Here is a 22,881-nt window from a genome sequence, read left to right as displayed (position 1 = left end):
CATGCAATGCATTGAGTATTTCCAACGACTCGAAGCTGAAGGGAAAGGCTGGGAGTTGGAGAGTCGTAGCCGTGAAGAATTGGAGAGAATAGAAGAGGGACATGGAGGGGTGTCACTTTTCGCAAAGCGTTCTATCATCCTTCACAATCTCTATGGAGTCGATATCGAGGCCGGGGCAGTCGAAATCTGTAAACTACGCCTGTGGCTGTCGATGGTCGCTGATATTGAGGACGAACCGAACGAGGTCGAACCCCTCCCAAATATAGATTTTAACATCCGTCAGGGTAACTCGCTGATCGGGTTCACTGAGCTCCAAGAAGTCGCACGGGAAGATGCGGGCGACGCGTCACTCTCGAATTGGGGTGTCGGAACTGCAGTCAAAGATCTCTATGAGGATGTCATCCGGGAACAGGACCGCCATCGAGCTGCGGATTCTGCCCGTGAAGCGCAGAATGCTCGTAAAATGGCTGAACGAAAAATCGACACCCACAGCGAGGAGCTTAATGAGAAGATCCGCGATCAGTTCAACGAACTTGTCGACGAGGATATTTCTCTTGAGGAATTAGAGGAGTTCTCACCGTTTCATTGGGTGCTCGAGTTCGCGACAGTCTATCGGGAAGGCGGCTTTGATGTCATCATTGGGAACCCACCGTGGGATGAGCTGAAGCCATACCGGACGGACTTCTTCCCAAAGTACGATACTGAGTTTCGTAGCCGCCCACCAGGTGAAAAGGACAAGAAGGTAGAGGAGCTCTTAGAGAACCCTGAAATCGCTGCCGAATGGGAGAAGTTCCAGCGTGACAAGGAACGGCAAGCGACCTATATCAACCAGAGTGGAGAATACGAGTACCAGACACCAAGCGTAGAAGGACAACAGGTTGCACGGACGAACGACCTGTCCCTACTGTTCTTTGAGCGAGTCTATGATATCGTCAGAGACGGTGGTTATGTTTCACAGCTGCTTCCTGGTCCGTTCTTCAATGCCGCCGCTGGAAAGGATTTGCGAGTACATGCATTGGAAGAGTCTGAGATTCAGAGTATCATCGGATTTGAAAATCGCGGCATTTTCTCCGATATAGACACTAGGTATAACTTCGGTATCGTTACGCTCCGAACAGAGGGAAGCACTGATACTGTCCACGGAATCTTTCATCAGACTTCCGTTGATGTTCTTCGGTCAATTGACGATGTAGCTCTAGAAATTCCAGCGCGAATCCTCAAAGAGTATTCTCCTGAAGCTCGAATTTTCCCCAACATCGAGGACCAGCAGGAGGTCTCAGTGCTGGATAAAATTCTCCAGACACCACCATTGACGACTGAAATTGAAGGTGCTTGGCGAACGGTCTTATACAAGGAACTGGATCGAGGACGAGATCGAGATAGATTCATCGAAGACGAATCCAAAGGGGATTATCCGGTCTATCAGGGAAAGAATATTCACCAATTCTGTTATGAGCCGACCTACGTCGACGACCTCAAACCCATCTCTTTGTGGAGTGTCGATGAGGATAACGAGGAGCTGAGCGCGAAGCGTCGCGTTCGAGAGAAGAACTTCCGTGCCCGGGACGATGCGATCAGTCTGAAGAAGGCTATCTTCAACAAGTTCGCTGATGACCCTGAGTTCCGCCATCTCCCGGCAAGTTCGCAGAAGCGGTTCGTCAATCGGTTGCTAACAGAGGAATTCGACCGCCCCGAACTTTCTTTGGAGGACATCCGTCTCCATAGTTCTGAGTACCGGCTTGTGCTCCGTGAAGTCGCTCGTGCAACCGACGAACGGACGCTCATTGCGGCTGTAATCCCACCGGGTGGAGTCGTCGTCCATACGCTGTACACGGTTCGACCATTCGAGGCAAACCCTAGCAAGGATGATCTTTCGGAATTCCCGATGCACAGCGCTTACGACCGTGTTTTCACTGAAAAGGAGCTTTTCGTCGCGCTTGGGCTGATCAATAGTATTCCGTTCGATTTCTTGATGCGGACAAAGGTTGATTCACACGCCTCGAAGTACAAGTTTGAGGAGTCACAGGTCCCCCGACTCACTGATGGCGACGACTGGTTCCACTACATCGCTGATCGCGCGGCGAAGCTCAACTGCTACGGTGAGGAGTTTGCTGAGATGCGTGAGCGACTCGGTGGGATTGAGCCGGCGACGGATATGGAGACCCGGCGTGAACTACAAGCCGAAGTCGACGCGGCCGTGTTCCACGCATATGGGTTGGATGAGGAGGAAATGCAGTTCGTCCTTGATGACTTCCATCGAGTGTCGAATCCTCGAATTATGACGGAAGCGTACTTCGAGAAGGTCGCTGAGAAATACACTTATCTTGGAGATGTAGGCCCGATGGAGTAATCACTGAAATAGCGATACGCCTGGTTCCTGAATATCAGTGGGTTCAGATTTACTGATGAATACTGTCCAGCGCTCGTCGGGTCATAGCTCCATCGACATTTAGATATTGACGTGCGGTCGTGATGTCCTCCCACCCGAACATTGCTCGGAGTGCGGGAAGATCCAAGCCTCTTCCTGCATGGTACGACGCTGCTGTGGCACGTAATCCATGTAATGAGGTTGCGTCGTTAGACAATTCTGGGGACAATTTCAGGGCCGTTTCTAGACGTCGCTGTAAGGTCGAGAACGAATACGGCCAGCCACTATGTTCGTCGAGTAACAATTCAACCGCGACTCGAACCCGATACGAAAAGTGGTACGGAACTGTTCGAGATGCGGCTTCTGTTTTCGGGAGCCAATAACGCTCAGCAAAGCTCTGAAAATCCGTATTGGGATTGTGATCTAGCCGTTGTTTCACCGCCTGCCGGCAGTATCCACAGATGCCACCATCCCGTCCCTTCGTACAGTTTTCCTGTGTGGGAATCTGGATCATCTGCCGCTCTAGGTCAACCCACGATTTCGACAAGTGCGTTGTTTCTCCTGGTCTAAGTCCAAGACGGCCTCCAAGGAGAATGGCCGCTCGTGTTTCGAGTCTCTGTTGTGTATCATCTATTCGCCCAGCACCTTCTAACAGTAGTTCGAACTCGCGTTCGCTAAGGGCCCTCTCTCGTGTTGCTACCATATTCATCGCTGTCTGTCGATACAAAGATAATCCGCTTCTTCTTCGAGTGGCAAGGTGAATCGGTTCACAGCCGCCAGAATTGGCGTCTGATATGACAGGAAGTACTTATGGGTGCCCTCCGGACGAAGCGTATGGGACTCTTTGAGACCTTATTTAGCTCATCCACTGGGGATACTGTCCCTCAGGCACAGCAACCGAGTCAGCACGAAATCTTCCCCGAGGACAAGTACAATGTCGCATACGCTGTAGCCGCTCGGCGTGAAGAAATTCGGGCGTTAGAACACCTTCTAGAAGCGGATCAGACCTCACCTACCGCCTTGGAGGCTGAGCCTTTCCTTCAGGATATAATCGAAGATATGGAGCGGGATCGGGAATACTCCCTCCGCCTTCGCACCTCTGGGGAGGAGCTCGTCGACGATATCCGTGAACTCATAGAGCATTGGGACAATCAGGTAGATGAGCAGATAGGGACGATTTGGTGGCCTATCGGAGCAGATACGACGTTCAGGTTGTACCTCCATTATCTGGAACTCCGTACTGATGCGGAGGATGACCAATTTTCGTTCCCGGAGTCTGCTGGGCAGGTTCACACTCTCGTCCAGCGTGGTCTTAGTGCAATGGAAGATGATGATGACTCGAAGCTCGCTGTAGTCCATAAGCGAGACATTCCTTGGGAAGAACCAGCTGAGGACAGCTGATCCAGTTCGCTCCTTCTCAAAGAGACCGATTAATTGTATCCAGTATCAAACCCAGTTATGGTAGAAATCTCAGACTCCCTGTGTTCGCTTTTCACTGCGAAAATTAAGGAGGAGGATGGCACTTTCGTCATCGAGATTCCTCCGAGTGAGATCAAGCACGGGGCGCTGACCGGTGATGAAACGTACCGCATCGCTCTTCTTGATTCCTCCTCCGAAGCTGAATCAACATCTCCACAGAGCCCACGGCATCCCGCCTCTCAGGGGAGCACGAGCCATGATTCATCTGGTCCTCCTGTTGATGAGGGAGAAGTGCGCGACGTAACAATCGAAACCGTTGGTGATCAAGGAGACGGTATTGCGAAAGTCGAACGGGGGTACGTCGTGATCGTTCCCGGCGCTCAGCCCGGCGACGAGCCAACAGTCGAAATCGAACAAGTTCAGGAGAACGTCGCGTTTGCGAGCATCGTCGATAGCGATCCGCGAGCACTCTAACCCATTGTCCCTTCTGTGGATCGGTCTTCTTCTCGGTAAACCACCGGTGTGAGAAGGCTCCGTTCGCGTTTGTCTGATGGAGGTGGTTCTGAAAGTCACGTCACGTTTTCTTCACGCGCTCGCGATGGCACAACCTTCCAAAGCCGAAATACAATCTATGACAAAGGAAGAGGTACTCGACGACCTGGCCAACCTGGTCGCCGATGAGTTTGAGGCGTATAGACAGCCGGACGAATTCAAGGATGTCTCGCTCGTGATTGAGAACAGCGACGAGGAACATCCGACGCTGATCGTCCACGTTGATAGAGAGGACGCGGAGTCCCTTGCCGACCGTATTGATGAGTTCCTCCGCGAGCATGGTGCTCGTACTGAACGGGAACGACACTCAGCTACGGATGTCCGTGTGTTAGCGACGGTCGACTGACACCGCCCCTCCAATTTTTTGACTGACTGTAAACACCGCTGAAGGACCCTATCTTCACTTCCGATCAAGGGGGTCCCGACCGCTTCAGCTCAGGTGGTTAATCTGTACAGACAGATACTCTTGGAGAGCGGTGACCGTTTCTTCTGAGACTGCTGAGGCCCCGAAGTCACTCCGAAATCCGTGCTTGAGTTCGTCGCTCTCTAATATCTTCAGGCCACGCTCAAGTTGCTCCCGTAGGGCATTGTCGTCCCCTCGTCGCAGATGGGGCGTGACAGCGTCGAGATCGATTTCTTCTGCTACTGCCAGGACATCTCGAAGGTCTGTTTCGCGGCCGCTGTGGAGCTTTGCCGCCACGAGGACGGCCCCATCGATCACTCTGGCTGTCGTCGTCACTGTGCCTCCGCTCACCTTCTGTTGGTGGCTGTGGTCGTACAGGTAGTCGAACGACCACTGTGCCTCCGTCTGGCGACACCCGAGTCCGTTCACCAGGAGATCGAAGCCGATCGGCTGCTGCGGCGTGAGCCGCTTCTCGTACTCGATTACTTCGGTGTCGTAGAACCATTCTTTGGCGTGGCTGTCCGTTTTCTCGAATCCCCGCTGTTCGAGGAACTCGACGAAGTCAGCTTTGGAGTCCGGCGCGACGACGATATCGAGGTCCGTGGAGAAGCGAGCATTGAACGCTGAGACAGCGTAGCCGCCAACAAGAACGTACCCATGGTCCTCTTGGGTGAGCTCCTCGAGCAGTTCGATGAGCGTGTCACTTCGGTTGTTGAAGCTCATGTCTGTGCCCGTTCGGTCTCCCGATACGTGATGCCGAGGTCGAGGTCCTCGTACATCCGGTCGAGCATCGCCAGCCCCGACTGGAACTGGGCGTAGTTCTCGCGCATATACTCGATTGTCTCTGCTCTCGGGATCACCGGGTACCCTTCGACGTGCTCGATATCGAGTGACTCGCGTGGCTCGAGGACGATCTGTAGCGGTCCGTCCAGCTCGTCTCCGGGCTGTCGCTCGAATGCGGTAGTGAGGCCGAACGACTCGAAAAACGCTTCCCAGGCGTCGACGTTCCGCTCACGGACGGCCAGGAACAGCGGATAGTCATCCGGATTCCGTCCAACTTGGTAGCCGCCTTGGGTCCACACGTAGACGGCGTCGATCCGCGTGAACGCAAACGGCCAGTCGCCGAATTGTGGGATGACGTAGGACTCCTCGATGGTGGGTGGGCTGACGCTGGCGCTGGCAGCGACGAGCTCACGCGCTGCGTCGCGTACGCGCTCGTCGACGACAGTGAGGCCGTCGTCATAGGTGACGTAGCCTGCGTCTTCGAGCCGATTGACGGCCTGTCTCACCGTCTCGTACGGTGTGTGGAGGTGTTGGGCGACACGACGGATGGAGTCGCCGCTCTCGGTGGCGATGATAATCTGCGCCGCCGTGTCGTCAAGAACTTCGTACATCTGACGATTACCAGTAATCTGGTAACAGTTAAAAGCCTTACTGGACTTCCGGTTAGAGTGATTCCGACTGAGCTGGACCACTCCGGTTTCTCATAATGAATGGCTAGACTATGTCGATATCTCACGCTTTCTGCATAATTTGGATAATGTAAACAATGTAGGTTGCATGTATTGCGCTCATTGGCGCTTGCTGGAGGTAGCGATAATTGTGATGGATTTGAACGAATTGTAGATAATGCAGATTATGTAGATTGCGTGTAGTTGGTAGAGATCGGGGCGAATGAAGATTGGGTGAACAATCCACATAATGTAAAAAATGTAGGTTGTGTGGATAGCGTACCCAATTTGTCTGACGCAGAATTATGGTGGGTGAGCTTCATTTGCCGCGTATGAGCAGGACAAAACCCACATTATCAACGAAACGTGCGCAACCTTCAATATCTACACAATGCAAACTGCCTACAAAATGTGCAAAATCCACCTTTTGCGGGGTGCTGACCCATGAGTGCTGACGAGTTTGAAGGACTTCCCGGAGCAGCTGTCTCGTTGCTCAAGGGCGGCGTAGGAAAATCCACGATTGCACTCAACATCGCTGACCGACTCGCTGCTCGCGGCCATGAGACGGTACTACTGGATCTGGATAAGGACGGGCACATGACGACCCAGCTTGGGTACGACGATGCGTACGACCGAGATGCTAACCTCGGTGACGCCCTCATCGATGGTGAAGATCCCGAAGAACTGCTTATTGAGACGGACTTCGGTGTTCACCTCCTCCCGTCGAGCAACGAGCTTGAGAACGTTGAGACGAGGCTGAAGGACGAACGGTTCGCAGACGTGAAGCTTCGGAGGAACGTCGTCGATCCGCTCATCCAAAACGGATACGACTACGTGATAATTGATGCCGCAGGCGGCCGCGGGAAACTCTCCGATAATGCCCTCATCGCCGTCCAGCGCGTCATAATCCCGTTGATCCCACGTGCTGGCTCGATTAACGGCCTCAACAAGATGATTGAACGCCAAATTTTTCCAATTCGGCAGAATATCGGGTTAGATATTCTCGCAGTTACCCCAAATATGATTCGAGAAACAATGGGGCAACGCAACGAGCACCGGACTCTCGTTGAAAATCTTAACCGAGAGTTCGGTTCGTTCGTCCCTGAGTACGCTCGTGTGGACCCGGAAATCTTCGATGCCCTCGATGACTCGGGACGCACCATCGAGAGTATTCCGAAGCCAGGGATTCGCGAACGAACCGCGATCTCTCGTGCTTTCAAGCAAGGAATGCCCGTCTCGGAGTTCGACGAAGATTGCGACCAAATCCCGAATTTCGACCACTTAGCGGATCTCGTGGAGGAACACAGCCATGCCTAATGAGGATGACCGTTTCGGAGACGTCGCTGAACAGCTCAAACAAACGGAGGAGGGGGTAGAACCTGGCGACGACGAACGTACAGACGCGAATGAAGAACTAAAACCGGATGAGGAGATAGTTACTGCAGACAAAGAATCGGAGACCGAGTCCACATCTGATCAAGATAAGGAGGATGTAGACGACTCCACCGGTGGGCCGGCCTTCTCCTTTGACGAGACCGATATGCACGGCTTCTATGTCCGGGATGAGACGTGGGATGGCGTTACTCGGATGCGATCTTCGGTAACCGCCGCGTGCTCAATGTTTGATGTCCCCGAGTTTGAGGGAAGAGAGTTCCAAGATGCGTGCCTCCGGGTGATTGCAGATCACGGTGACGAGGTTGCCCTCCAGATACTCCGAGAACGTGGTATCGAAGCTGATGAGAACCGTGTTCAGGAAATTGTGGAGATGCTGAGTGAGCAGACCACAAACGACTAATCTTGGATCCGACCGATTTTCTCCATCATTTGGATATTGTACATATTGCACATAATGTAGATAATGCATATGTCCATCCGCTTGCTGTCCTGCGATTATTCTCTGCCCTAGATACCGACACACATTCTTCGCGTGCTTATAAACCTACAAATGAAACTCGGAAATTCACGAGTTAGTGACTACAAATCCGGTGCGAAAATCGGACGAGACCGAATTAGCAACTACGGACCATTCATAGATATAATAGTTAGTTCGAAATCCGCAAAAACCGACAGCGCAACCGCTACCGAATCAGTGAACCCAGAGTGAGAAAAGCGTTACCCGAACTCACGCAAGAAGTCGCCTAACGCCCGCACGAACGTCTTTGCTGTGATCACTGGCGGTGACCGGATCGGCTCGTCGAGCGCGACCTTGATTAGATAATCCGTCAGCCGCCACAGATTGTAGATCAGCGTCGACAGCGCGAAGTTACACAGCCGAAGCCGGTAATCTGTCGATGATGTCTTCGGCATGAAATCCTTGATCGACTTGTACTGGTTCTCGATGTCCCATCGACGACTGTACCCGTTCACGACACTCGAGATTTCTTCGGGCTCGACGCAGTCCTGGTTCGTTACGAACACCGCGTACTTTCCGTCAGCATCATCGCTCGTACTGGGAGCATAGAGGAACTCAGCCTCGTGGTGGACCTCACCGTCGATTCCGAACGGGACGTTGTGCTTGACAGCTTCGTCCGCCGTTGGATGTTTCTGAATATTTTGGATATCCTCTAAATCATCCTCATATGTCGGAACCGGCGAGAGGTACGTGAGCCCGCGATCGTGAACGTCGGCGTACACGCGATTGACGTAGAATCCACGATCGAACATCACCAGATCCAGGTCGACGAACTGCTCGGCCCGGTCAAGCAATCGACTTACTAAGTCGGCTTTCGAGTACGATGGAGAGTCGTCGGGTTCCCACGCAGAGTTCTCTTTGACCGGCTCAATACCGAGAACGATCGGTGCGTGGTCTCCAACCAGCGTGATAGTGGCGTACTTGTACCCGCGCTTGTACTCGCCGTCTTTCTTGTACCCGCTCACCATCTTCGGGTAGTCTGGCTTCGTGATCCCCGCCTCCTTGTCCTCCCACGGCCAGACGTGGAACTGCTCGTGGGTGATGTCGATCGCCGCAACGGTCTGACGAGAGTCGAAGGGATCGTCACCACGGATCGAGTTGATGATGTTTTCCGTCGCGGCGTTGAACGCCGTCATAATAGCGTCCCGAATCTGGTCGATCTCGGGCATCGAGTTATCGTCCTCGAAGTCCTCGAACGTGAGCTGGCCGTCCGAGTCTTTGGGCATGGCTATCTTCTTGATTGCCCGTAGGAAGGTCGAGTCGTCGCAGATGAGTTCGTCGTCGGTGAGCCAGCCGTACTCGGCTTCTGAATGAGCACTACCGTTGTTCGCGCAGATACTCGCAAACATATCCAGCATTACCTCGTCGGAGTACGTCTTGTGGGCTGCTCGGTGCGTGTCGAACTCAGGGATAACGTGTTTTCGAGCGAGCGTCAGCGTCTTCTGGGCCTTCTCTTTCTTATACTCGTTCGCGCTTTGTGACTCCTCCTCGGCGTCGGCTGGGACTGACGGAACGAGGCCTTCCGTGAGGACGTCGTTGTCGAGAGCAACTTTCCGGATACCAGCAACCGTCTGATTAAGGATCTCTTGGGTATCTTCGCTGAATTGCGCGTGCGTGTACGAAAGCTCTTGTTGAGTGGGTGTATCCGAGAGATCGGTGATATCGAGGTGGAAGCTCTTGACTAAGCTCGGCTCCCGTCCAAGTCGTTGCGCTAATTCATTCTGGGAGATGCCTCGAATCCCTTTGAACAAGAGCGTGCGGAACATCTCGTCAGTTCCAAAGGTTACGCGGTTCTGATCGCGGGCGTCCTCCAGTTCGTTGACGGGGATTGAGAGTTTACGGATGACATCCCAGAGGTGGTCTTCACGCTCACAGAGCGTCTCCGCGTGAACAATGATTGACTCAGCAACAGCCGACGGATCAGTTGGCATTGAGCCACCTCCAGGACAAGCTGCTCTGTTTTTGGGCTGCGGTCGACCAGATACTGGAGTGATCGTGTGTAGAAGCGTCTGCTGTGAAGGAGCGAATATCAGTGTAGGATAGAGTGAAAATATGATTGTGCATTAGTGCCGGTTGTCTGCTCTTGGCTTGTGGTGGGGGACATATGAAGAGGTATGCGTGCTATACTTGGAGAATTGATTGTGGCCAGAATACGGTGTAAGTCAAGAATCAGTATGAATCGGATATCGGTTGGAGTTATAGTAGTAGACTGAGAACAGGTAGGTACGATGGGATTGGACGAACTCGAGTCGTTTCTTCGGAAGAAGGGAGCGGCGGAACTTATCACGGAGATCGGAACGGGAACAGCGACGTTCAACGCACTCGTCGACGCGGTTGCGGTAAGTGGATCGACGGTCTCCTCGCGACTCTCTGAAGGCGTTGAGCGTGAGGTGTTCACGGTGAGTCACTGGCCAACCGAGCATGGGACAGAGAAGCGGTATGAGCTCACCATCCTCGGGCGTCGTGTGTATGATTGGGCAGTGCAGACGGAGTTCGAGCGGAAGATTCGAGAGCTCCGGCGGGTTCGGCAGGAACGTGAGACGACGTTCGAGCAGCTGATCGGGAAAATCAATCGGGATATGGAGATTCGCAAAATGGTCACCGATTCGGACCCAATGCAAGATCAGGACATTAACCTCCCTGAAGGCACGTCGTTCGTGCCGAAGATGCCGTCAGAAGACGAGCTTCGTAAAGCTAAATACGAACGGATGGAAGCCAATCTCAAGCCAGTCGAAGAAACCGAAGATACCGATGAAATAGGAGAGAACAGCGAGTAACGCAGGTCGTCAATTAGGGCTCAGATCGTACAGTTGCCCCGACAGACGCAGCACCATTCGTCAGACTGTCATCTTGATCCAATCAAACGCCCTTACTAGCGTCGAAAGATACGGAAGGCTGACCGGCAGAGGGTTGTGTATGGGAAAATCAAATGATCCACAATCTAATTTATACTAACAAAAATTCGGTTGTTTAGAAGTGCCTTGACGGAGCGCCGCACAACTTCAACATCGAAGACGGAGACGGCAACGGCTTCTGAGTACGGAAATCATAGCGGCAACAGCACGGAAACCCACCCGTTCACAGTAGTTGCTGATTCGATCAGGAAAACCGGGAGGATGGAAGCTCCGTATCGGCTCTGACTTCGTGAAATCGTGCCCCAGGTCTGGCCAGAGAGTGCAACAACTGCCGAATCATCCCGTCAGCCGCTGTTCTCCCAGTCTTGCCAGTACTGAGGGGCGGATAGCTCGTTCACAGGATCGCCAGAGACATGCTTCGACACCGCTGCGCAAGTCTATCTACGGTGAGAATCGCAATTGGTACGGATTTACTGGATGGTCCATTAGATTACCACACAATTCGGTAAATGAACCACAAAACGCAAATGAGAACCACAGTTATTTCAGGTATGAACGAACAACTGTCGTGGCGATTGGTTTATCTGGCTGGTGGGCTCGTATTTATTTCGGCAACAGTTCATCTCATCGTCGGCATACTTGGGCTCTATGAGTCACTCGGCTTGAATGAGGGAACCGCCACGTTACCGGTGCTATTCATTCTTGCTGCACTCGTCGCCTATGCTCTGATTGGGGCATATCTCACCAACCGTATCGCACCAATTCCGGCTTATGCGTTCGGAGCTGTATTGATGGCTCTATATATTGTCACCTTCGCTGACTGGCATGCGTTCGGTTACGCCGACACCCTCCTTCCGCTCGAGACAATCGGTCTCGATCCCCATTACCATGAGGACCCTGTGGTACAGATATTGCTTGATCACCTCCTCAATGATCCGTTTGCGCTGGTTAGTAAGATCGCGGAGACAGGTGCAGTACTTATTCTCGGCATGCTAGCCCTGAGTGAACGCATCCGACCGTCCTAATCGAACGTCGCTCATTCTGAGAGATTGTAGCCCGACGGAGTAGTAATCTCACTGATATTCCGATCCTTCGAGAGTAGCGCTGTAGAGCTCAATTCTGGACCAAGGGATGAAAAGTTGAAGGGTTGTGAATCGCCTTGGGACTTGACCCGTGGCATTCCCTTCGATACCTCTGTAAAATTCCCTCGCTCGTTCGACGATTTCGAGATTCGCACCAATCATCTCTTAGTTATCCATGCATAACTTCGTCTAAGATGGCTTCTAACCGATCCGATATTGGTCGCCGGACTGTTCTTCGGGGCACCGGAGCGGCAATGCTCACTGGGACACTGGCCGGCTGTTCGGACATCCTTTCGCTGGGCTCAACTGGTGCTAATGATAATGTCGTGCTTGACCTGCCGGAGGAGTATGACCAGCGTTCCGAAGCCGATTTACCATACCCAATTCACGGAGAGGAACTCCCGGCAGCGACTGCCCCCGCGCCCCTTCACGATCGTGAGGTATCGACCCGGGAGTTCGTCGGTGATCGGCACGTCATGTTGACCGGCATATTTACGCGCTGCTCGGAGGTCTGTCCACGGCTGGTCGAACCTCTTGTGCAGGCACAGGCGGCATCTATCAAGGACGAATTTGCCGACGAGTTTGCGTTTCTTCCAATAACCTTCGACCCGGAATACGATACCCCAGAACAGATCACCGAATACAGCGAAGAACGAGGGGCTGACCTCGATATCGGAAACTGGTGGTTCCTTCGCCCAGAAAGCCGACAACGGGCTGAAGAAGTTACCGATACCTTTGGCGTTCTCTCCGAGTTCGTACCAGAGGACGATCGAGAGATGGAAAACATGGCATGGGTTCACAATAACGTCGTCATATTGGCAAACGCTGATGGCTACGTTGAGCGGACATATACCCGCGAGCCGCCGAACCCTGCGACAGCTCTTGAAGATGTCGAGACACTCCGTGAACGGTGGTGACCATGCGGCGGCGCGACCTTCTCGCTGGCATCGGTAGCTTAGTAACACTAGGCGGAGGTATCGCGTTGGCGTTCGGAAAGCTTGGCGGGCCCGACGGAGCTGCCGGGATCCAGCCGGTTGACCTAGAGACGGTGGATACAGCCGGTAGTTCCGGTGAGACTGTCACTGTCCCTGCACTGGGTGAGCCGACGTTTATAAAATTCTTTGCAACTTGGTGTACTGTTTGCCAGGGAATGATGCCTGAGCTCGCTGTCGCCCACGAGGAAGTTAATGATGAAGTGCAGTTCTTGTCGGTAACCAACGAACCGGTAGGCATCACGACCACTCGTGAAGAGGTCGTTGAATGGTTAGAAGAGCACGACGGTAACTGGCCAGTCGCATTGGATTCCGAGCTTGAATTAACGGAGCGATTGGACCCTTCTGGTGTGCCGTATGCCTACGCGCTAGATTCCGATAACCGCGTCGTCTGGGAACATCGCGGCGATGCTACCGCTGATGAATTAATCAAGGGGATTCGATCGGCGATGGGCGAAGAGTAACGCTACGGTATGATCTGTAACATAATGCTCGGAAATTGGACTCAAAATGGAGGTGTACTCGGTGAGTACTGAACCGTACGCAACGCTAACTCTTGCAATTGGGGCGGGGGCAGCGACGTTTTTTGCCCCCTGTTCATATGCCTTACTTCCGGGCTATATCGGGTACTATGTCTCTGCGACCGACAGCAATAGGGCACCACTCGCTGGTGCTGTCGTGAGAGGCACTGCAGCCGCTGTGGGCGTATTGGTGGCCTTTGGTCTCCTAGCTGCTGTCACCGTGACCGCAAGCGATATTGTTGAGAGTGCCCTACACGTGATCGAACTTTTGGTGGGAATCTTTCTGGTCGGATTTGGCCTAGCGGTTCTTCAAGGGTGGACAGGGAGTTTTCATGTACCACTCCCTGAACGGCGGGCTACCGTTGCTGGCTTCGGGTTTTTTGGCACACTCTACGCGCTAGCGTCGGCTGCCTGTGTACTTCCAGTGTTCCTTGGCGTAGCACTGCGAGCGACGACACTTCCACCGACAGAAACTGCAGTAGTTCTCGGCGCATATGGAGGCGTCGTCGCCGTGTTGATGCTCGCTACAACAGTCGCTATCGCAACCGGGCGTTCGCTGGACATTGAGCGCGTCGTTGGTCCCGATCGGTTGATATCGGCTGCTGGTGTACTGCTTATACTGGGCGGAATTGGACAACTGTACGTCGCATTAACAATCTCGTAGGGCTCAGTGAGGGTGTCGATTTTCCCTTCTAGAATCGAACCAGAGATGGTAACTCAATTCGGCTAAATGGTGAAATAGAGCATCGCATCTTCGTACCCTATGACCACACGCACAACGCCAGAATTGACCGCCAGCGCTACATCAGCGCTCTATGATTGAGACGGTCAACTCGGCTGTCAAGCGCTCGCACGGCTCGCCGTGCGAGCGCGGTCCGATTTCGGGAGTTCCGAGAAATCGCTTTGATGTGTGTCGTCTATAACATCAAGCGAGGCGTGGAACAGTGAATTGCACCACCTTATGGCGATTCAACACGGCCCCATAGATAGTTTATGCTCCAATCACCAGTATCGTCCATGTTCGCTGTGAATTTTTGGGGTAGCGAATGGCTGGATCCGCAACTGGCTCCCCTTCTCGTCCTGATAATCGTTCTTGCGGTGGTCGGTACGGTTATCCTGTTCGGAATCAGCCTTATCGCGTATTTGAGGCGACAAACCGTCCGCTATTTGTTGATTACGTTCGTCTTAGGGATACTCGTGGCTCGCTCTGTTGTCGGGCTTGGAACAGTCCTTGGACTCGTTCCAATGACTGTCCATCATCTCGTTGAACATGGCGCGGACGTCCTCATTTCAACTACTCTGCTCTATATGATATATCGAGGCGGCTCGCCAACAGCTACACGTTCTATCGAAACGAACAGGTATCAATAGACGCATGACTCCGTCGCGCCGAAGCGGGCGCGACGGAGTCGCTCATAACGCTCGTCCGGATCAAGAAGGAACACTTCTACCGAATCCCCAACAGCAACTAACGGACTCGTCGCTACTGGAAGTTACGACTGGTCGGGATGAGCGCGCACATATACTGAACGTCTGTCACCACAGATGAGCAGCTATTAATAGTCACTTTTTATCAACTTTCGCGAGCTATTGGCGGCGATAAGGCCACCGCTTGCAATCACCGCAACAGCGGCCGTCAACGGGTTGAACACACCAGCAAGTGCGGCAGGGATCGCAATCCCATTATAAACGAAGGCTAATCCATTATTCCTCCTGACACGTTGTTGCGCGGCGCGGGCAAGGTCGAACGCCATCTCAACGGAGCGAATTTCGTCGTCAGCGATTGCAATATCGGCTGCATCAGCCGCGAGGGCAGTTCCTCCGCCGAGCGAGATACCAAGATCAGCCGCTGCAAGTGCTGGTGCATCGTTCGTTCCGTCACCGACCATAGCGACTTGTCCCTTGGATTTAAGCCGCCGGATCGCTGCCGTTTTCCCTTCAGGCGGAACGCTTGCAAACACGTGCGTGACATGTGCATGCCGGCTGAAGAAGTCAGTGGCTTCTTCGTCATCACCGGTCAACACCACGACGTCAGTTCCACGTTCTCCCAGACGCGTTATCGTCTCATCCCACCCCTCTCGCGGCTCGTCACCGACAATAATGATCCCTTCTGCAGTGCCATCTCGCCCAACGATGACTGGGAGTTGACCGAATCCGCGGGCATCAGCGACCCGCGATTCGATGTCATCGCTCACTGTCCACTCCTGTTCTGCGAAGAGATCGAGGTTACCGACCAGGGTCTCTCTGTCCTCCACTATTCCCTCAATTCCTGTCGCGTGACTCGTGAACTCTCTGATTCGGCCTGTCTTCTTCTGTTCGTTGTCTCGTTCGTCGATCACACCGTCATCAGAGCGAGGAGGCTTGGGTTCTCCACCGTCATCGGTGTGGGAAAATGCGGTCACGATCGCGTTCGCAGCTGGGTGAGATGCCCGCTGCTCTAGTTCAGCGACCACCTCCAATAGGTCCGGCGGCGCATCGGCTTCGATTACGTCCATCTCCCCTGTCGTGAGCGTCCCTGTTTTATCGAAGACGACGATATCGATGTCTCGGAGCCGTTCGAAAACCGTCTCGTCAAAGACGATAATACCTCGCTGCACCGCTTCTTCGAGACTAGTTGCCACTGACAGCGGAGTCGCAAGCCCAAGCGCCCATGGTGATCCGACGAACAGAACCATCAACACTAGTAAAACGATCTCTGGTGGTTCGACACCGAGCAATACCGCTGCACCACCGATGAGGACGGCCGAACCGCCGACTAGCCCGATGACACGTGCCGCCAGTCGATCCGCGCGGCGCTGGACGCCGTGATCGGCACTCTGTAACTTCCAGACAGCGGCCGTGATCCGGTCGATACTACTCGTGGCACTCTCGCCAACCTTAACAACAGCCACATCATCCGTAACGACCGATCCACCAATAACAGTATCACCCGTTCGCTTCAGCACCGGGAGCGATTCTCCTGTGACGACCGCTTCATCAACGGTACAGTTGCTTTCAACCAGCATGCCATCTACCGGGATTCGTTCGCCCTGCCGGACAAGGACGCGATCACCCGGCGCGAGGTTGTCAACTGCAACCTCTGTCGTTGTCCCACCCGTTTCATACACCCGCGCGGTGTCCACCTGTGAGACGGTCAGATCCGTGAGTCGGTTCAGTGCGCGTTGTTTGATTGATGACTCGTAGAACATCATCGCTGTCACGGCGGCCGCGACCACTATCGTAAGGTCGTAGTAGATGTCGTTCCAACCGACCAAAACTGCAACCGTGCTATAGACGTATGCGCTTATGGCAGTGATCGCAACGAGCAAGTCTGTGTTCGGGCGTCGCATTTTCAGACTAATGTACGCGCCGCGTAGCACTGGCAGCCCGGTAAAAAAGAGGATTACACCGGTCAATATGAAGTAAAGACGTAGGAACACGAGCCCACCCTGGCTATCCAGTTGGAATGCACCGTCGAACATCTGGAGCGCCTCCCAATCAAAGAGTGACGCGAGGTGGGTCGGATAGAGTATGGTCACGTACGGGATCATCAAGAACGCACCGAAGAGCAGGCCCGCAGCATATCGCATTTCCAAGAGTTGGTCGTCTCGACGTTTCCGAATTCCGGCCATTTCTCGCGATTGGAGCGTCGTGTTTGTCGAATTCTGGGTAGTGTCTGTGGTCTCCTCACGGAGGTAGGCCGTATACCCGAGCGTGCTTAGCGCATCACAGAGATCTGTTTTTGAAATCTGATCGAGATTGTGCGTAATCCGTATCGTCTCCGTTACGTAGCTTGCCTCGGCGTCACTGACACCGTCCTGTTTTCCGGCAACCGATTCTAGAAAGACTTCGCACGTCGCGGAGTGCATACCGTCAATCCGAAGGAACGTTCGGACAATTTCTCCCTCTTGGCCATCGGAGGTGTCATTTCTTTTCCCTATTTCATCATCGATGTCTCCTCCATCTGTCGGCGCGATCTCACTATCCTGCGGCTCAGGACCTCCGAGTGTCGAATGAACGTCCCGACACCCTGTCGAACAAAATACTGCCTCGGTCTCGTCCTCGATACTGAATGGCGGTATCTCGCGCCCACAGAGGCTGCAACTAGAAGCCTCAGCGGAGTCAGTTCGCAAGAACCATCCCCTCCACTATGTTGAAGGCGAACCTACTATTCGTGATCTCGCCAAATAGAAGTCCCATCACGAGGAGTATTCCTCCGAGCATTATAATCCCAGTTCTTACGATGTGATACCGAGGTGGACAACATGAGGCGACGAACGATTTGATCGACTCTGTCGACACATTGACCAAACCTGAGAGTGTAATGACACTGATGACAGCAAGAAGGGAAAGGAACAGGCTGCTTCCAGTTGGTTCCACAACAGCTACGTTCCCGCTTTGTGTGGTTGAAATGTATGCTACACCGAAGATGGTCGCATTATACGCTCCGTGAATGAGGGCTGGGACGACGATATTGTCGGTATATTCGTAGACTCCACCGAGAATCAGGGCAAGGACAAAGACGGTGACGATATAGACCCATTTTCCGTCCCCCTGAAGCGATGGACCGTGAATAGCTGCAAAGAGTGCGCTTGCAAGAACTACTGCACGAGGGGCAGAAAACGTCTCTCGGAGGCGTCCTTGAATGACTCCTCGATAGAGGAGTTCTTCGCCTGGCCCGACGAGCAAGAAGGAAAATACGATGAGGAGGAGGAACACTGAGGGCTCTTGCTCTGCTAGCGTAATAATCTGGTTTTGTGCCGACTCAATACCGAACCATTCGATTATCGTTGTGATCGCCCACAGGGCTGCCAGCAAGGCGAGGAATCCACCGATCGTCCACGCGATATCACGGCGCGTCGGTATTCGAACGCGTATGAAGCTGATTCCCCTCTGACTGAATTTGAGATACAGCAATGCGATTCCGCCAAACGCAACGCCTTGCACCATGACCGTACTGACACCGAGTTGAATTGCTGGTCTGTCGTAGACAGAAATCCCTATTCCAAGAAGCCCTAATGCGGCCACGAGTACAACGAGCTGGCCAACGCCTATTGCTCCGACAGCCAAACCGATGCCGACTAGCACCGACCGGACTCGGGACGTATCTCCACTCATGATGTCGGTGTTTTGGCTTCGAGAAGCTCATCTGGTTCGATCCGGGACAACCGCGTCGCATTTCCAGTGACGGCCACAGTCATGCCGGCATCACCGATGAGCACTGCCGCCCAGACTGGAACCAAACCGAAGGGAACGCCAGCAGCCAGCAGGCCCTTCGCAACGAGACTCGACCAGATGTTCTGCCGGATCACGCTATTCCCCTTATGCGAGAGGTCATACAGGTACGGTAAACGGGAAAGATCATCACTCATCAGTGCGATATCAGCGGTTTCCAATGCGGTATCGGTTCCAGCCGCGCCCATTGCGATGCCGACCGACGCCGTCGCCAATGCGGGTGCATCGTTCACGCCATCGCCGACCATTGCAACCCCGTCATACGTGTCGTCGAGTTCCTCGATGGCATTGACCTTCTCTTCCGGCAGGAGTTCAGCGCGATAGTTGTCAACGCCGAGTTCTGATGCAATTGCCCGGGCAGTCCGTTCGTTATCGCCTGTGAGCATGATTATCTCCCGGATGCCGAGCTCGTGGAGACGTGTGATGGTCGCCTTCGCTTCCGGGCGGATTTCGTCAGCCACCGCGACGACCCCTTCGATTTCGTCCTCGGTCCCGATCAAGACGACCGTCTTCCCCTCGGATTGTAGCTCAGGAATCGCCTCATCAAGGAGGTCGAGACAGTCATTTCGTTCGCATAGTTCTCGACTTTTCGTTGTTACGACGCCACCATCGGTCGCCGCATGAACGTGGTTGAGATCGAAGCCAAGTTCTTCAAACAGGCCGGGCTTGCCAGCATAGTGGGTCTTCTCGTGAACAGCCGCCTCGACCCCCTTGCCGGTAATGCTCTCGAACTCCTGCACCTCGGGTGTCTCGATATCCCGACCTGCGGCGTGCTCGACGATGGCCTCACCGATGGGATGCTCGGACCGGGCTTCGAGCCCGCGAGCACATCGAAGGACATCCGCTTCCGTATACCCGTTCAACGGGATCACATCAGTGACTGTGAGTTCACCTTTCGTGAGCGTCCCGGTCTTGTCCATGGCGATCGCGTCCACGTCGCCCATCGCTTCAAGGTAATTTCCACCTTTGATCAGGACTCCGTTTTTTGCTCCGCTCGTGATACCTGAGACAACTGAAACGGGCGTCGAGATGACGAACGCGCACGGACAGGCGAGGACTAGTAGCGTCAGACCGTAGAGGAACCAGACCTCCCACGCCGCCGGGAAGGTGTGGGCGTATCCTGCGGCGAGTTCAACCGTCACTGGCTCATCTATGAGAAGCGGTGGAACAGCTGCGGTGAGCACCGCAAGTACCACGACAACAGGCGTGTAATAGGATGCGAACCGATCAACAAACTTCTCTCGCTCAGTCTTGGCCGCCTGCGCGTCCTCGACCATCTCGATGATCCGGGACAAGGTATTGTTGCTCGCCTCAGACGTGACTTCGACTTCAAGGTAGCCGGATTCGTTGATGGTCCCGGCGTATACCTCGTCACCTTCGACTTTATCGACCGGGACGGACTCACCCGTGATCGGTGCCTGATTCACAGCACTCTCACCGTCGATAACGACCCCATCCATCGGGATTTTCTCTCCGGGGCGAACGAGTACGACATCACCAATCTCGACATCCTCGACGGGAAGGGAGATCTCTTCGCCGTTGCGGCGAACGGTCGCCTCGTCGGGTGAGAGATCCATCAACTCTCGAAGCGAGTTGCGGGCCCGATCGATCGAGTACCGTTCCAAGAGTTCGGCCACACTAAACAGGAATGCCAGCAGTGCGGCTTCCAAATACAGTCCAGCGCCGAATCCAAGGCTGGCCGCGAGCGCACCGATGATAGCGATCGAAATCAGCAAGTCAATGTCGAGGCTCCGATTCCGGAGGGAATAGTACCCGTTCCGAAGGATGATCTCGCCTGCGGTTCCGACAGCGGCGAGAAAGAGGATATCAGCAACGAAGAGATCTCTTCCGAGAATGATGGCGACTTCAGTGTTGATGCCGATCAGTAGGAACTCGATGAAGAGGCCTGCGAGGGCAAATCCCCCACTGATCCAGGTTTTGATGGCGCGCTCGCTTTTCCAGACACTTCCCGGCATTTCGTCATGATGAGCATGTGCCTCCGAACCCTGGGACTCGGCACCTGGTGTCGAGGTTTCAACTGAAGAATCAACAACATCGTACCCAGCGTGTTCGATTGCGCGTACGAGATCACGAGTCGAGAGGCTCGCCGTATCATACGTTACGACGACTTTTCCGGTCGTTGGCCGCGTCTCATACTGAATAATGCCTTCGATACTGTCGAGTGCGTTTTCGATCTTCCCTGCACACGACGGACAGTCCATTTCAGGAACATCGAATTGGACTTCGTCGGTTCTTTCAACTGACTCGCTCATTGAGTCACACTACTCGTTGAGGTCTTATGAATTCATCTGCTATCTATTACCCTTATTCTAGTATTCCTTTATCAGTGTGTTCCAAGTGAGTTAATAATAATACTTTGACTAGTTCCTCCTATTCTTCTCGGAACGTGGAGTCGTCGGGCCATTAGACAGCGGAAAGAGGTGGTCAACTCGTGCCTGGAGCCGTCTCCTTATACTGTCTGATTCCATGATAAACAGGTACCAGTGGTTTGGCCTTGCCACTAGAGGGAGTCATAGAACGATTCACATGGCATTCCTACGCCCTATCTGGACCAAACTATCCGTTCACTACAGGAGGTGAACAGAACGCCAAAGTATTCATCAGATAAATATCACCACAACACTTCGACCACGACCCATGCCGTCGTAGCAACCAGTAAGACCGCATGTGGGAGAAGACTTCGTACAATCGTTCGCTTGGAGAAATTGAATCGACGGAACGCGAACCAGACGATACCGAGGCCCCAGATGACACCGATCCACGGGAGAAGCGTCGCATTGAAGCTATTCCAAACGGCGATCGTTGACTCACTGACGAGGGACTCAGACAGAGTAATCGGAATTCCGAACGTGGTGAAGAAGACGTTCAGTGCAGCCCCACCGCTCTCAAGAAAGCCGGGGATGCCATGATTTCCGAGCATGAAGAGGACAGCCCACGGAAGATAGGCGTACGCCAGCCATGTGAACGATTCTTCCCAGTCGATTCCACTCCACCATGATCCGACAGCAGTCGCTGTGAGGTACCCTGCAAACGCGAGAAGGAGACTGGCGAAGTAAGCATAGATATCAACCCAATCTCCAGGGATGAACGCTTCAGCATTCGTGACGGTGACAATGTGATCGGAGAGGACGTGGTCAATCGGGAACACGGCCCACAGTACGATGATGAGAATCGCTTCGTCGGGGAGTGGAATTCGTTGTCGTATGGCTGCGGCACCTGGCCACCGAGCACGGAGACCGACATCTTCGTCAGGCTGTTCCGTTGTACAGTTCATACAGGAAACACAGCGGCGGTCTGAAGACAGGTACTCACTCTTGTATTCAAGCGTCGCGCACTGCACTCCGGTTTCGGCCTCTTGGCGCAACTCGAATGGTGACAACCGGGAGGTGACAGTCATTACTCCCGAAGCAGGGCAGACGTACCGGCAGAACGCTTGTCGTTGATAGACTAAACTCACACCAACTGCGAGGATGGTACTGATCAAGAAGAAGTACGAAATCAGTTGTGGATCGAATACCATTCCAAGATTGTACATCGGCATTCGAGCGAGAATGAACGTAATCGCCGTAATTGACACGACGGAAATAGAGATCCCGAGCACCGTCGTTTTCGTATTCGCAAACATCGGAAAGTGTCGCTTGAGGCCAAATCGTTGTGTGAACCGCACGATCGCACCCATCGGACAGAAATAACACCAGATGCGCCCGATAAGAACCAGACTAAACAACATCACGGGTATCCACCACAACTCAAAAAAGGCGACCGCACCGAAGTTGGACCCAGGGTCTTGTGGACCTGTGAGCCCCTCCCAGATAGCTAAAAAGAAAACCCCTACCATAATTACATGGACAGTTGGTTGAACGTATTTGTTCGTGAGTAGAAATTTCATTATACGATTATCTGTTAGTGTGATATGCCACGGTCGCTCGGAATTCTCGCCCATATGCGTACCGTAAACAGAAAGAAACTGAATAAGTATTGGTGCATTCATCGAAACTTCCACTATATCTAACATCTGTTATATTGTCTCGTGATCAGATCTACTGACTGATAGTGCAACGACCTTTCTCTGCGTTCAGCAGGACCCTCTG

General features: G+C 53.5%; 20 protein-coding genes and 1 pseudogene. 13 read left to right on the top strand and 8 right to left on the bottom strand.

The window, feature by feature from the left end; all coding sequences use genetic code 11:
- Positions 1 to 2,350 (top strand): Eco57I restriction-modification methylase domain-containing protein (locus BBD46_RS11020; protein WP_394326825.1); only part of this gene is annotated, 2,350 nt, incomplete at its 5' end.
- 49 nt (positions 2,351 to 2,399) lie between these two features.
- Here the strand turns inward: BBD46_RS11020 and BBD46_RS21640 are convergent.
- Positions 2,400 to 3,071: a site-specific integrase gene (locus BBD46_RS21640; RefSeq protein ID WP_084777746.1), complete on the bottom strand. Its 672-nt coding sequence runs from the start codon at positions 3,069 to 3,071 to the stop codon at positions 2,400 to 2,402.
- Between the two features lie 131 nt (positions 3,072 to 3,202).
- On the opposite strand from BBD46_RS21640, the gene BBD46_RS11015 reads away from it, so the two are divergent.
- The 3 genes from BBD46_RS11015 (at position 3,203) to BBD46_RS11005 (ending at position 4,685) form a co-directional block, all read left to right on the top strand.
- Positions 3,203 to 3,769 carry a hypothetical protein gene (locus BBD46_RS11015; RefSeq protein WP_216094825.1) on the top strand — a complete coding sequence of 189 codons (567 nt, stop codon included), beginning with the start codon at positions 3,203 to 3,205 and terminating at the stop codon, positions 3,767 to 3,769.
- A 57-nt stretch (positions 3,770 to 3,826) separates the two neighbouring features.
- Positions 3,827 to 4,261 (top strand): TRAM domain-containing protein, encoded by a 435-nt coding sequence (locus tag BBD46_RS11010; RefSeq protein ID WP_071401744.1) that lies wholly within the window; start codon positions 3,827 to 3,829, stop codon positions 4,259 to 4,261.
- A gap of 157 nt (positions 4,262 to 4,418) precedes the next feature.
- Complete coding sequence (locus tag BBD46_RS11005) at positions 4,419 to 4,685, top strand: hypothetical protein (protein ID WP_071401763.1); 267 nt, start codon at positions 4,419 to 4,421, stop codon at positions 4,683 to 4,685.
- Between the two features lie 84 nt (positions 4,686 to 4,769).
- Here the strand turns inward: BBD46_RS11005 and BBD46_RS11000 are convergent, their stop codons facing one another.
- Together BBD46_RS11000 and BBD46_RS10995 are read right to left on the bottom strand one after the other, a co-directional pair.
- On the bottom strand, positions 4,770 to 5,465 hold the full coding sequence (locus tag BBD46_RS11000; RefSeq protein ID WP_071401743.1) for a nucleotidyltransferase family protein: 696 nt from the start codon (positions 5,463 to 5,465) through the stop codon (positions 4,770 to 4,772).
- A complete protein-coding gene (locus BBD46_RS10995) occupies positions 5,462 to 6,136 on the bottom strand; it encodes a MarR family transcriptional regulator (RefSeq protein WP_071401742.1) in 675 nt (224 codons plus the stop codon). Before BBD46_RS10995 ends, BBD46_RS11000 begins: the two co-directional genes overlap by 4 nt.
- A gap of 501 nt (positions 6,137 to 6,637) precedes the next feature.
- Between BBD46_RS10995 and BBD46_RS10990 the strand changes: the two genes are divergently transcribed.
- Positions 6,638 to 7,510, top strand: a complete 873-nt coding sequence (locus BBD46_RS10990; RefSeq protein WP_071401741.1) for a ParA family protein — start codon at positions 6,638 to 6,640, stop codon at positions 7,508 to 7,510.
- Positions 7,503 to 7,988: a hypothetical protein gene (locus BBD46_RS10985; protein ID WP_071401740.1), complete on the top strand. Its 486-nt coding sequence runs from the start codon at positions 7,503 to 7,505 to the stop codon at positions 7,986 to 7,988. The genes BBD46_RS10990 and BBD46_RS10985 overlap by 8 nt, the downstream gene beginning before the upstream one ends.
- Positions 7,989 to 8,305: 317 nt before the next feature.
- Here BBD46_RS10985 and BBD46_RS10980 read toward each other — a convergent pair whose 3' ends face one another.
- Entirely contained in the window at positions 8,306 to 10,036 is a 1,731-nt protein-coding gene (locus BBD46_RS10980) for a transposase (RefSeq protein ID WP_071401739.1), read from the bottom strand.
- A gap of 297 nt (positions 10,037 to 10,333) precedes the next feature.
- Here BBD46_RS10980 and BBD46_RS10975 point away from each other — a divergent pair, with 297 nt between their 5' ends.
- From BBD46_RS10975 to BBD46_RS23165, 7 genes and pseudogenes are all read left to right on the top strand, one after another.
- Positions 10,334 to 10,882 carry a hypothetical protein gene (locus BBD46_RS10975; protein ID WP_071401738.1) on the top strand — a complete coding sequence of 183 codons (549 nt, stop codon included), beginning with the start codon at positions 10,334 to 10,336 and terminating at the stop codon, positions 10,880 to 10,882.
- A gap of 629 nt (positions 10,883 to 11,511) precedes the next feature.
- Positions 11,512 to 11,985, top strand: coding sequence for a hypothetical protein (locus BBD46_RS10970; RefSeq protein ID WP_071401737.1), 474 nt, complete (start codon positions 11,512 to 11,514; stop codon positions 11,983 to 11,985).
- A 311-nt stretch (positions 11,986 to 12,296) separates the two neighbouring features.
- Positions 12,297 to 12,959: an SCO family protein gene (locus BBD46_RS10965; RefSeq protein WP_168170977.1), complete on the top strand. Its 663-nt coding sequence runs from the start codon at positions 12,297 to 12,299 to the stop codon at positions 12,957 to 12,959.
- A 2-nt stretch (positions 12,960 to 12,961) separates the two neighbouring features.
- The gene (locus BBD46_RS10960; protein WP_071401735.1) at positions 12,962 to 13,498 is read left to right on the top strand and encodes a TlpA family protein disulfide reductase; all 537 of its coding nucleotides are present in this window, start codon (positions 12,962 to 12,964) and stop codon (positions 13,496 to 13,498) included.
- A 61-nt stretch (positions 13,499 to 13,559) separates the two neighbouring features.
- Positions 13,560 to 14,219: a cytochrome c biogenesis CcdA family protein gene (locus tag BBD46_RS10955; RefSeq protein WP_244540111.1), complete on the top strand. Its 660-nt coding sequence runs from the start codon at positions 13,560 to 13,562 to the stop codon at positions 14,217 to 14,219.
- 74 nt (positions 14,220 to 14,293) lie between these two features.
- A pseudogene (locus BBD46_RS22195) lies at positions 14,294 to 14,503 on the top strand (transposase); the annotation flags it as partial.
- A gap of 69 nt (positions 14,504 to 14,572) precedes the next feature.
- Positions 14,573 to 14,926 carry a DUF7471 family protein gene (locus BBD46_RS23165; protein WP_071401733.1) on the top strand — a complete coding sequence of 118 codons (354 nt, stop codon included), beginning with the start codon at positions 14,573 to 14,575 and terminating at the stop codon, positions 14,924 to 14,926.
- 185 nt (positions 14,927 to 15,111) lie between these two features.
- Here the strand turns inward: BBD46_RS23165 and BBD46_RS10945 are convergent, their stop codons facing one another.
- From BBD46_RS10945 to BBD46_RS10930, 4 genes are all read right to left on the bottom strand, one after another.
- Positions 15,112 to 17,667, bottom strand: coding sequence for a heavy metal translocating P-type ATPase (locus tag BBD46_RS10945; protein WP_071401732.1), 2,556 nt, complete (start codon positions 17,665 to 17,667; stop codon positions 15,112 to 15,114).
- Entirely contained in the window at positions 17,657 to 18,622 is a 966-nt protein-coding gene (locus BBD46_RS10940) for a CPBP family intramembrane glutamic endopeptidase (protein WP_236996025.1), read from the bottom strand. Before BBD46_RS10940 ends, BBD46_RS10945 begins: the two co-directional genes overlap by 11 nt.
- 26 nt (positions 18,623 to 18,648) lie before the next feature.
- Positions 18,649 to 21,042 (bottom strand): heavy metal translocating P-type ATPase, encoded by a 2,394-nt coding sequence (locus BBD46_RS10935; RefSeq protein WP_071401731.1) that lies wholly within the window; start codon positions 21,040 to 21,042, stop codon positions 18,649 to 18,651.
- A gap of 359 nt (positions 21,043 to 21,401) precedes the next feature.
- Entirely contained in the window at positions 21,402 to 22,733 is a 1,332-nt protein-coding gene (locus BBD46_RS10930; protein ID WP_071401730.1) for a 4Fe-4S binding protein, read from the bottom strand.
- Positions 22,734 to 22,881: the final 148 nt, after the last annotated feature.

The organism is Natrialba sp. SSL1 (assembly GCF_001861355.1).
Taxonomy (GTDB): domain Archaea; phylum Halobacteriota; class Halobacteria; order Halobacteriales; family Natrialbaceae; genus Natrialba.
The sequence above is the reverse complement of the archived record's forward strand: the minus strand, read 5'-3'. Positions and strand labels throughout refer to the sequence as shown.

Coding starts and splice junctions, on each gene's coding strand:
- BBD46_RS11015 (WP_216094825.1), top strand. CDS start 3,203: ATGGGACTCTTTGAGACCTTATTTAGCTCATCCACTGGGGATACTGTC.
- BBD46_RS10980 (WP_071401739.1), bottom strand. CDS start 10,036: ATGCCAACTGATCCGTCGGCTGTTGCTGAGTCAATCATTGTTCACGCG.
- BBD46_RS10970 (WP_071401737.1), top strand. CDS start 11,512: ATGAACGAACAACTGTCGTGGCGATTGGTTTATCTGGCTGGTGGGCTC.
- BBD46_RS23165 (WP_071401733.1), top strand. CDS start 14,573: ATGTTCGCTGTGAATTTTTGGGGTAGCGAATGGCTGGATCCGCAACTG.
- BBD46_RS10990 (WP_071401741.1), top strand. CDS start 6,638: ATGAGTGCTGACGAGTTTGAAGGACTTCCCGGAGCAGCTGTCTCGTTG.
- BBD46_RS21640 (WP_084777746.1), bottom strand. CDS start 3,071: ATGGTAGCAACACGAGAGAGGGCCCTTAGCGAACGCGAGTTCGAACTA.
- BBD46_RS10995 (WP_071401742.1), bottom strand. CDS start 6,136: ATGTACGAAGTTCTTGACGACACGGCGGCGCAGATTATCATCGCCACC.
- BBD46_RS11010 (WP_071401744.1), top strand. CDS start 3,827: ATGGTAGAAATCTCAGACTCCCTGTGTTCGCTTTTCACTGCGAAAATT.
- BBD46_RS10975 (WP_071401738.1), top strand. CDS start 10,334: ATGGGATTGGACGAACTCGAGTCGTTTCTTCGGAAGAAGGGAGCGGCG.
- BBD46_RS11005 (WP_071401763.1), top strand. CDS start 4,419: ATGACAAAGGAAGAGGTACTCGACGACCTGGCCAACCTGGTCGCCGAT.
- BBD46_RS10930 (WP_071401730.1), bottom strand. CDS start 22,733: ATGGGCGAGAATTCCGAGCGACCGTGGCATATCACACTAACAGATAAT.
- BBD46_RS11000 (WP_071401743.1), bottom strand. CDS start 5,465: ATGAGCTTCAACAACCGAAGTGACACGCTCATCGAACTGCTCGAGGAG.
- BBD46_RS10965 (WP_168170977.1), top strand. CDS start 12,297: ATGCTCACTGGGACACTGGCCGGCTGTTCGGACATCCTTTCGCTGGGC.
- BBD46_RS10960 (WP_071401735.1), top strand. CDS start 12,962: ATGCGGCGGCGCGACCTTCTCGCTGGCATCGGTAGCTTAGTAACACTA.
- BBD46_RS10935 (WP_071401731.1), bottom strand. CDS start 21,042: ATGAGCGAGTCAGTTGAAAGAACCGACGAAGTCCAATTCGATGTTCCT.
- BBD46_RS10985 (WP_071401740.1), top strand. CDS start 7,503: ATGCCTAATGAGGATGACCGTTTCGGAGACGTCGCTGAACAGCTCAAA.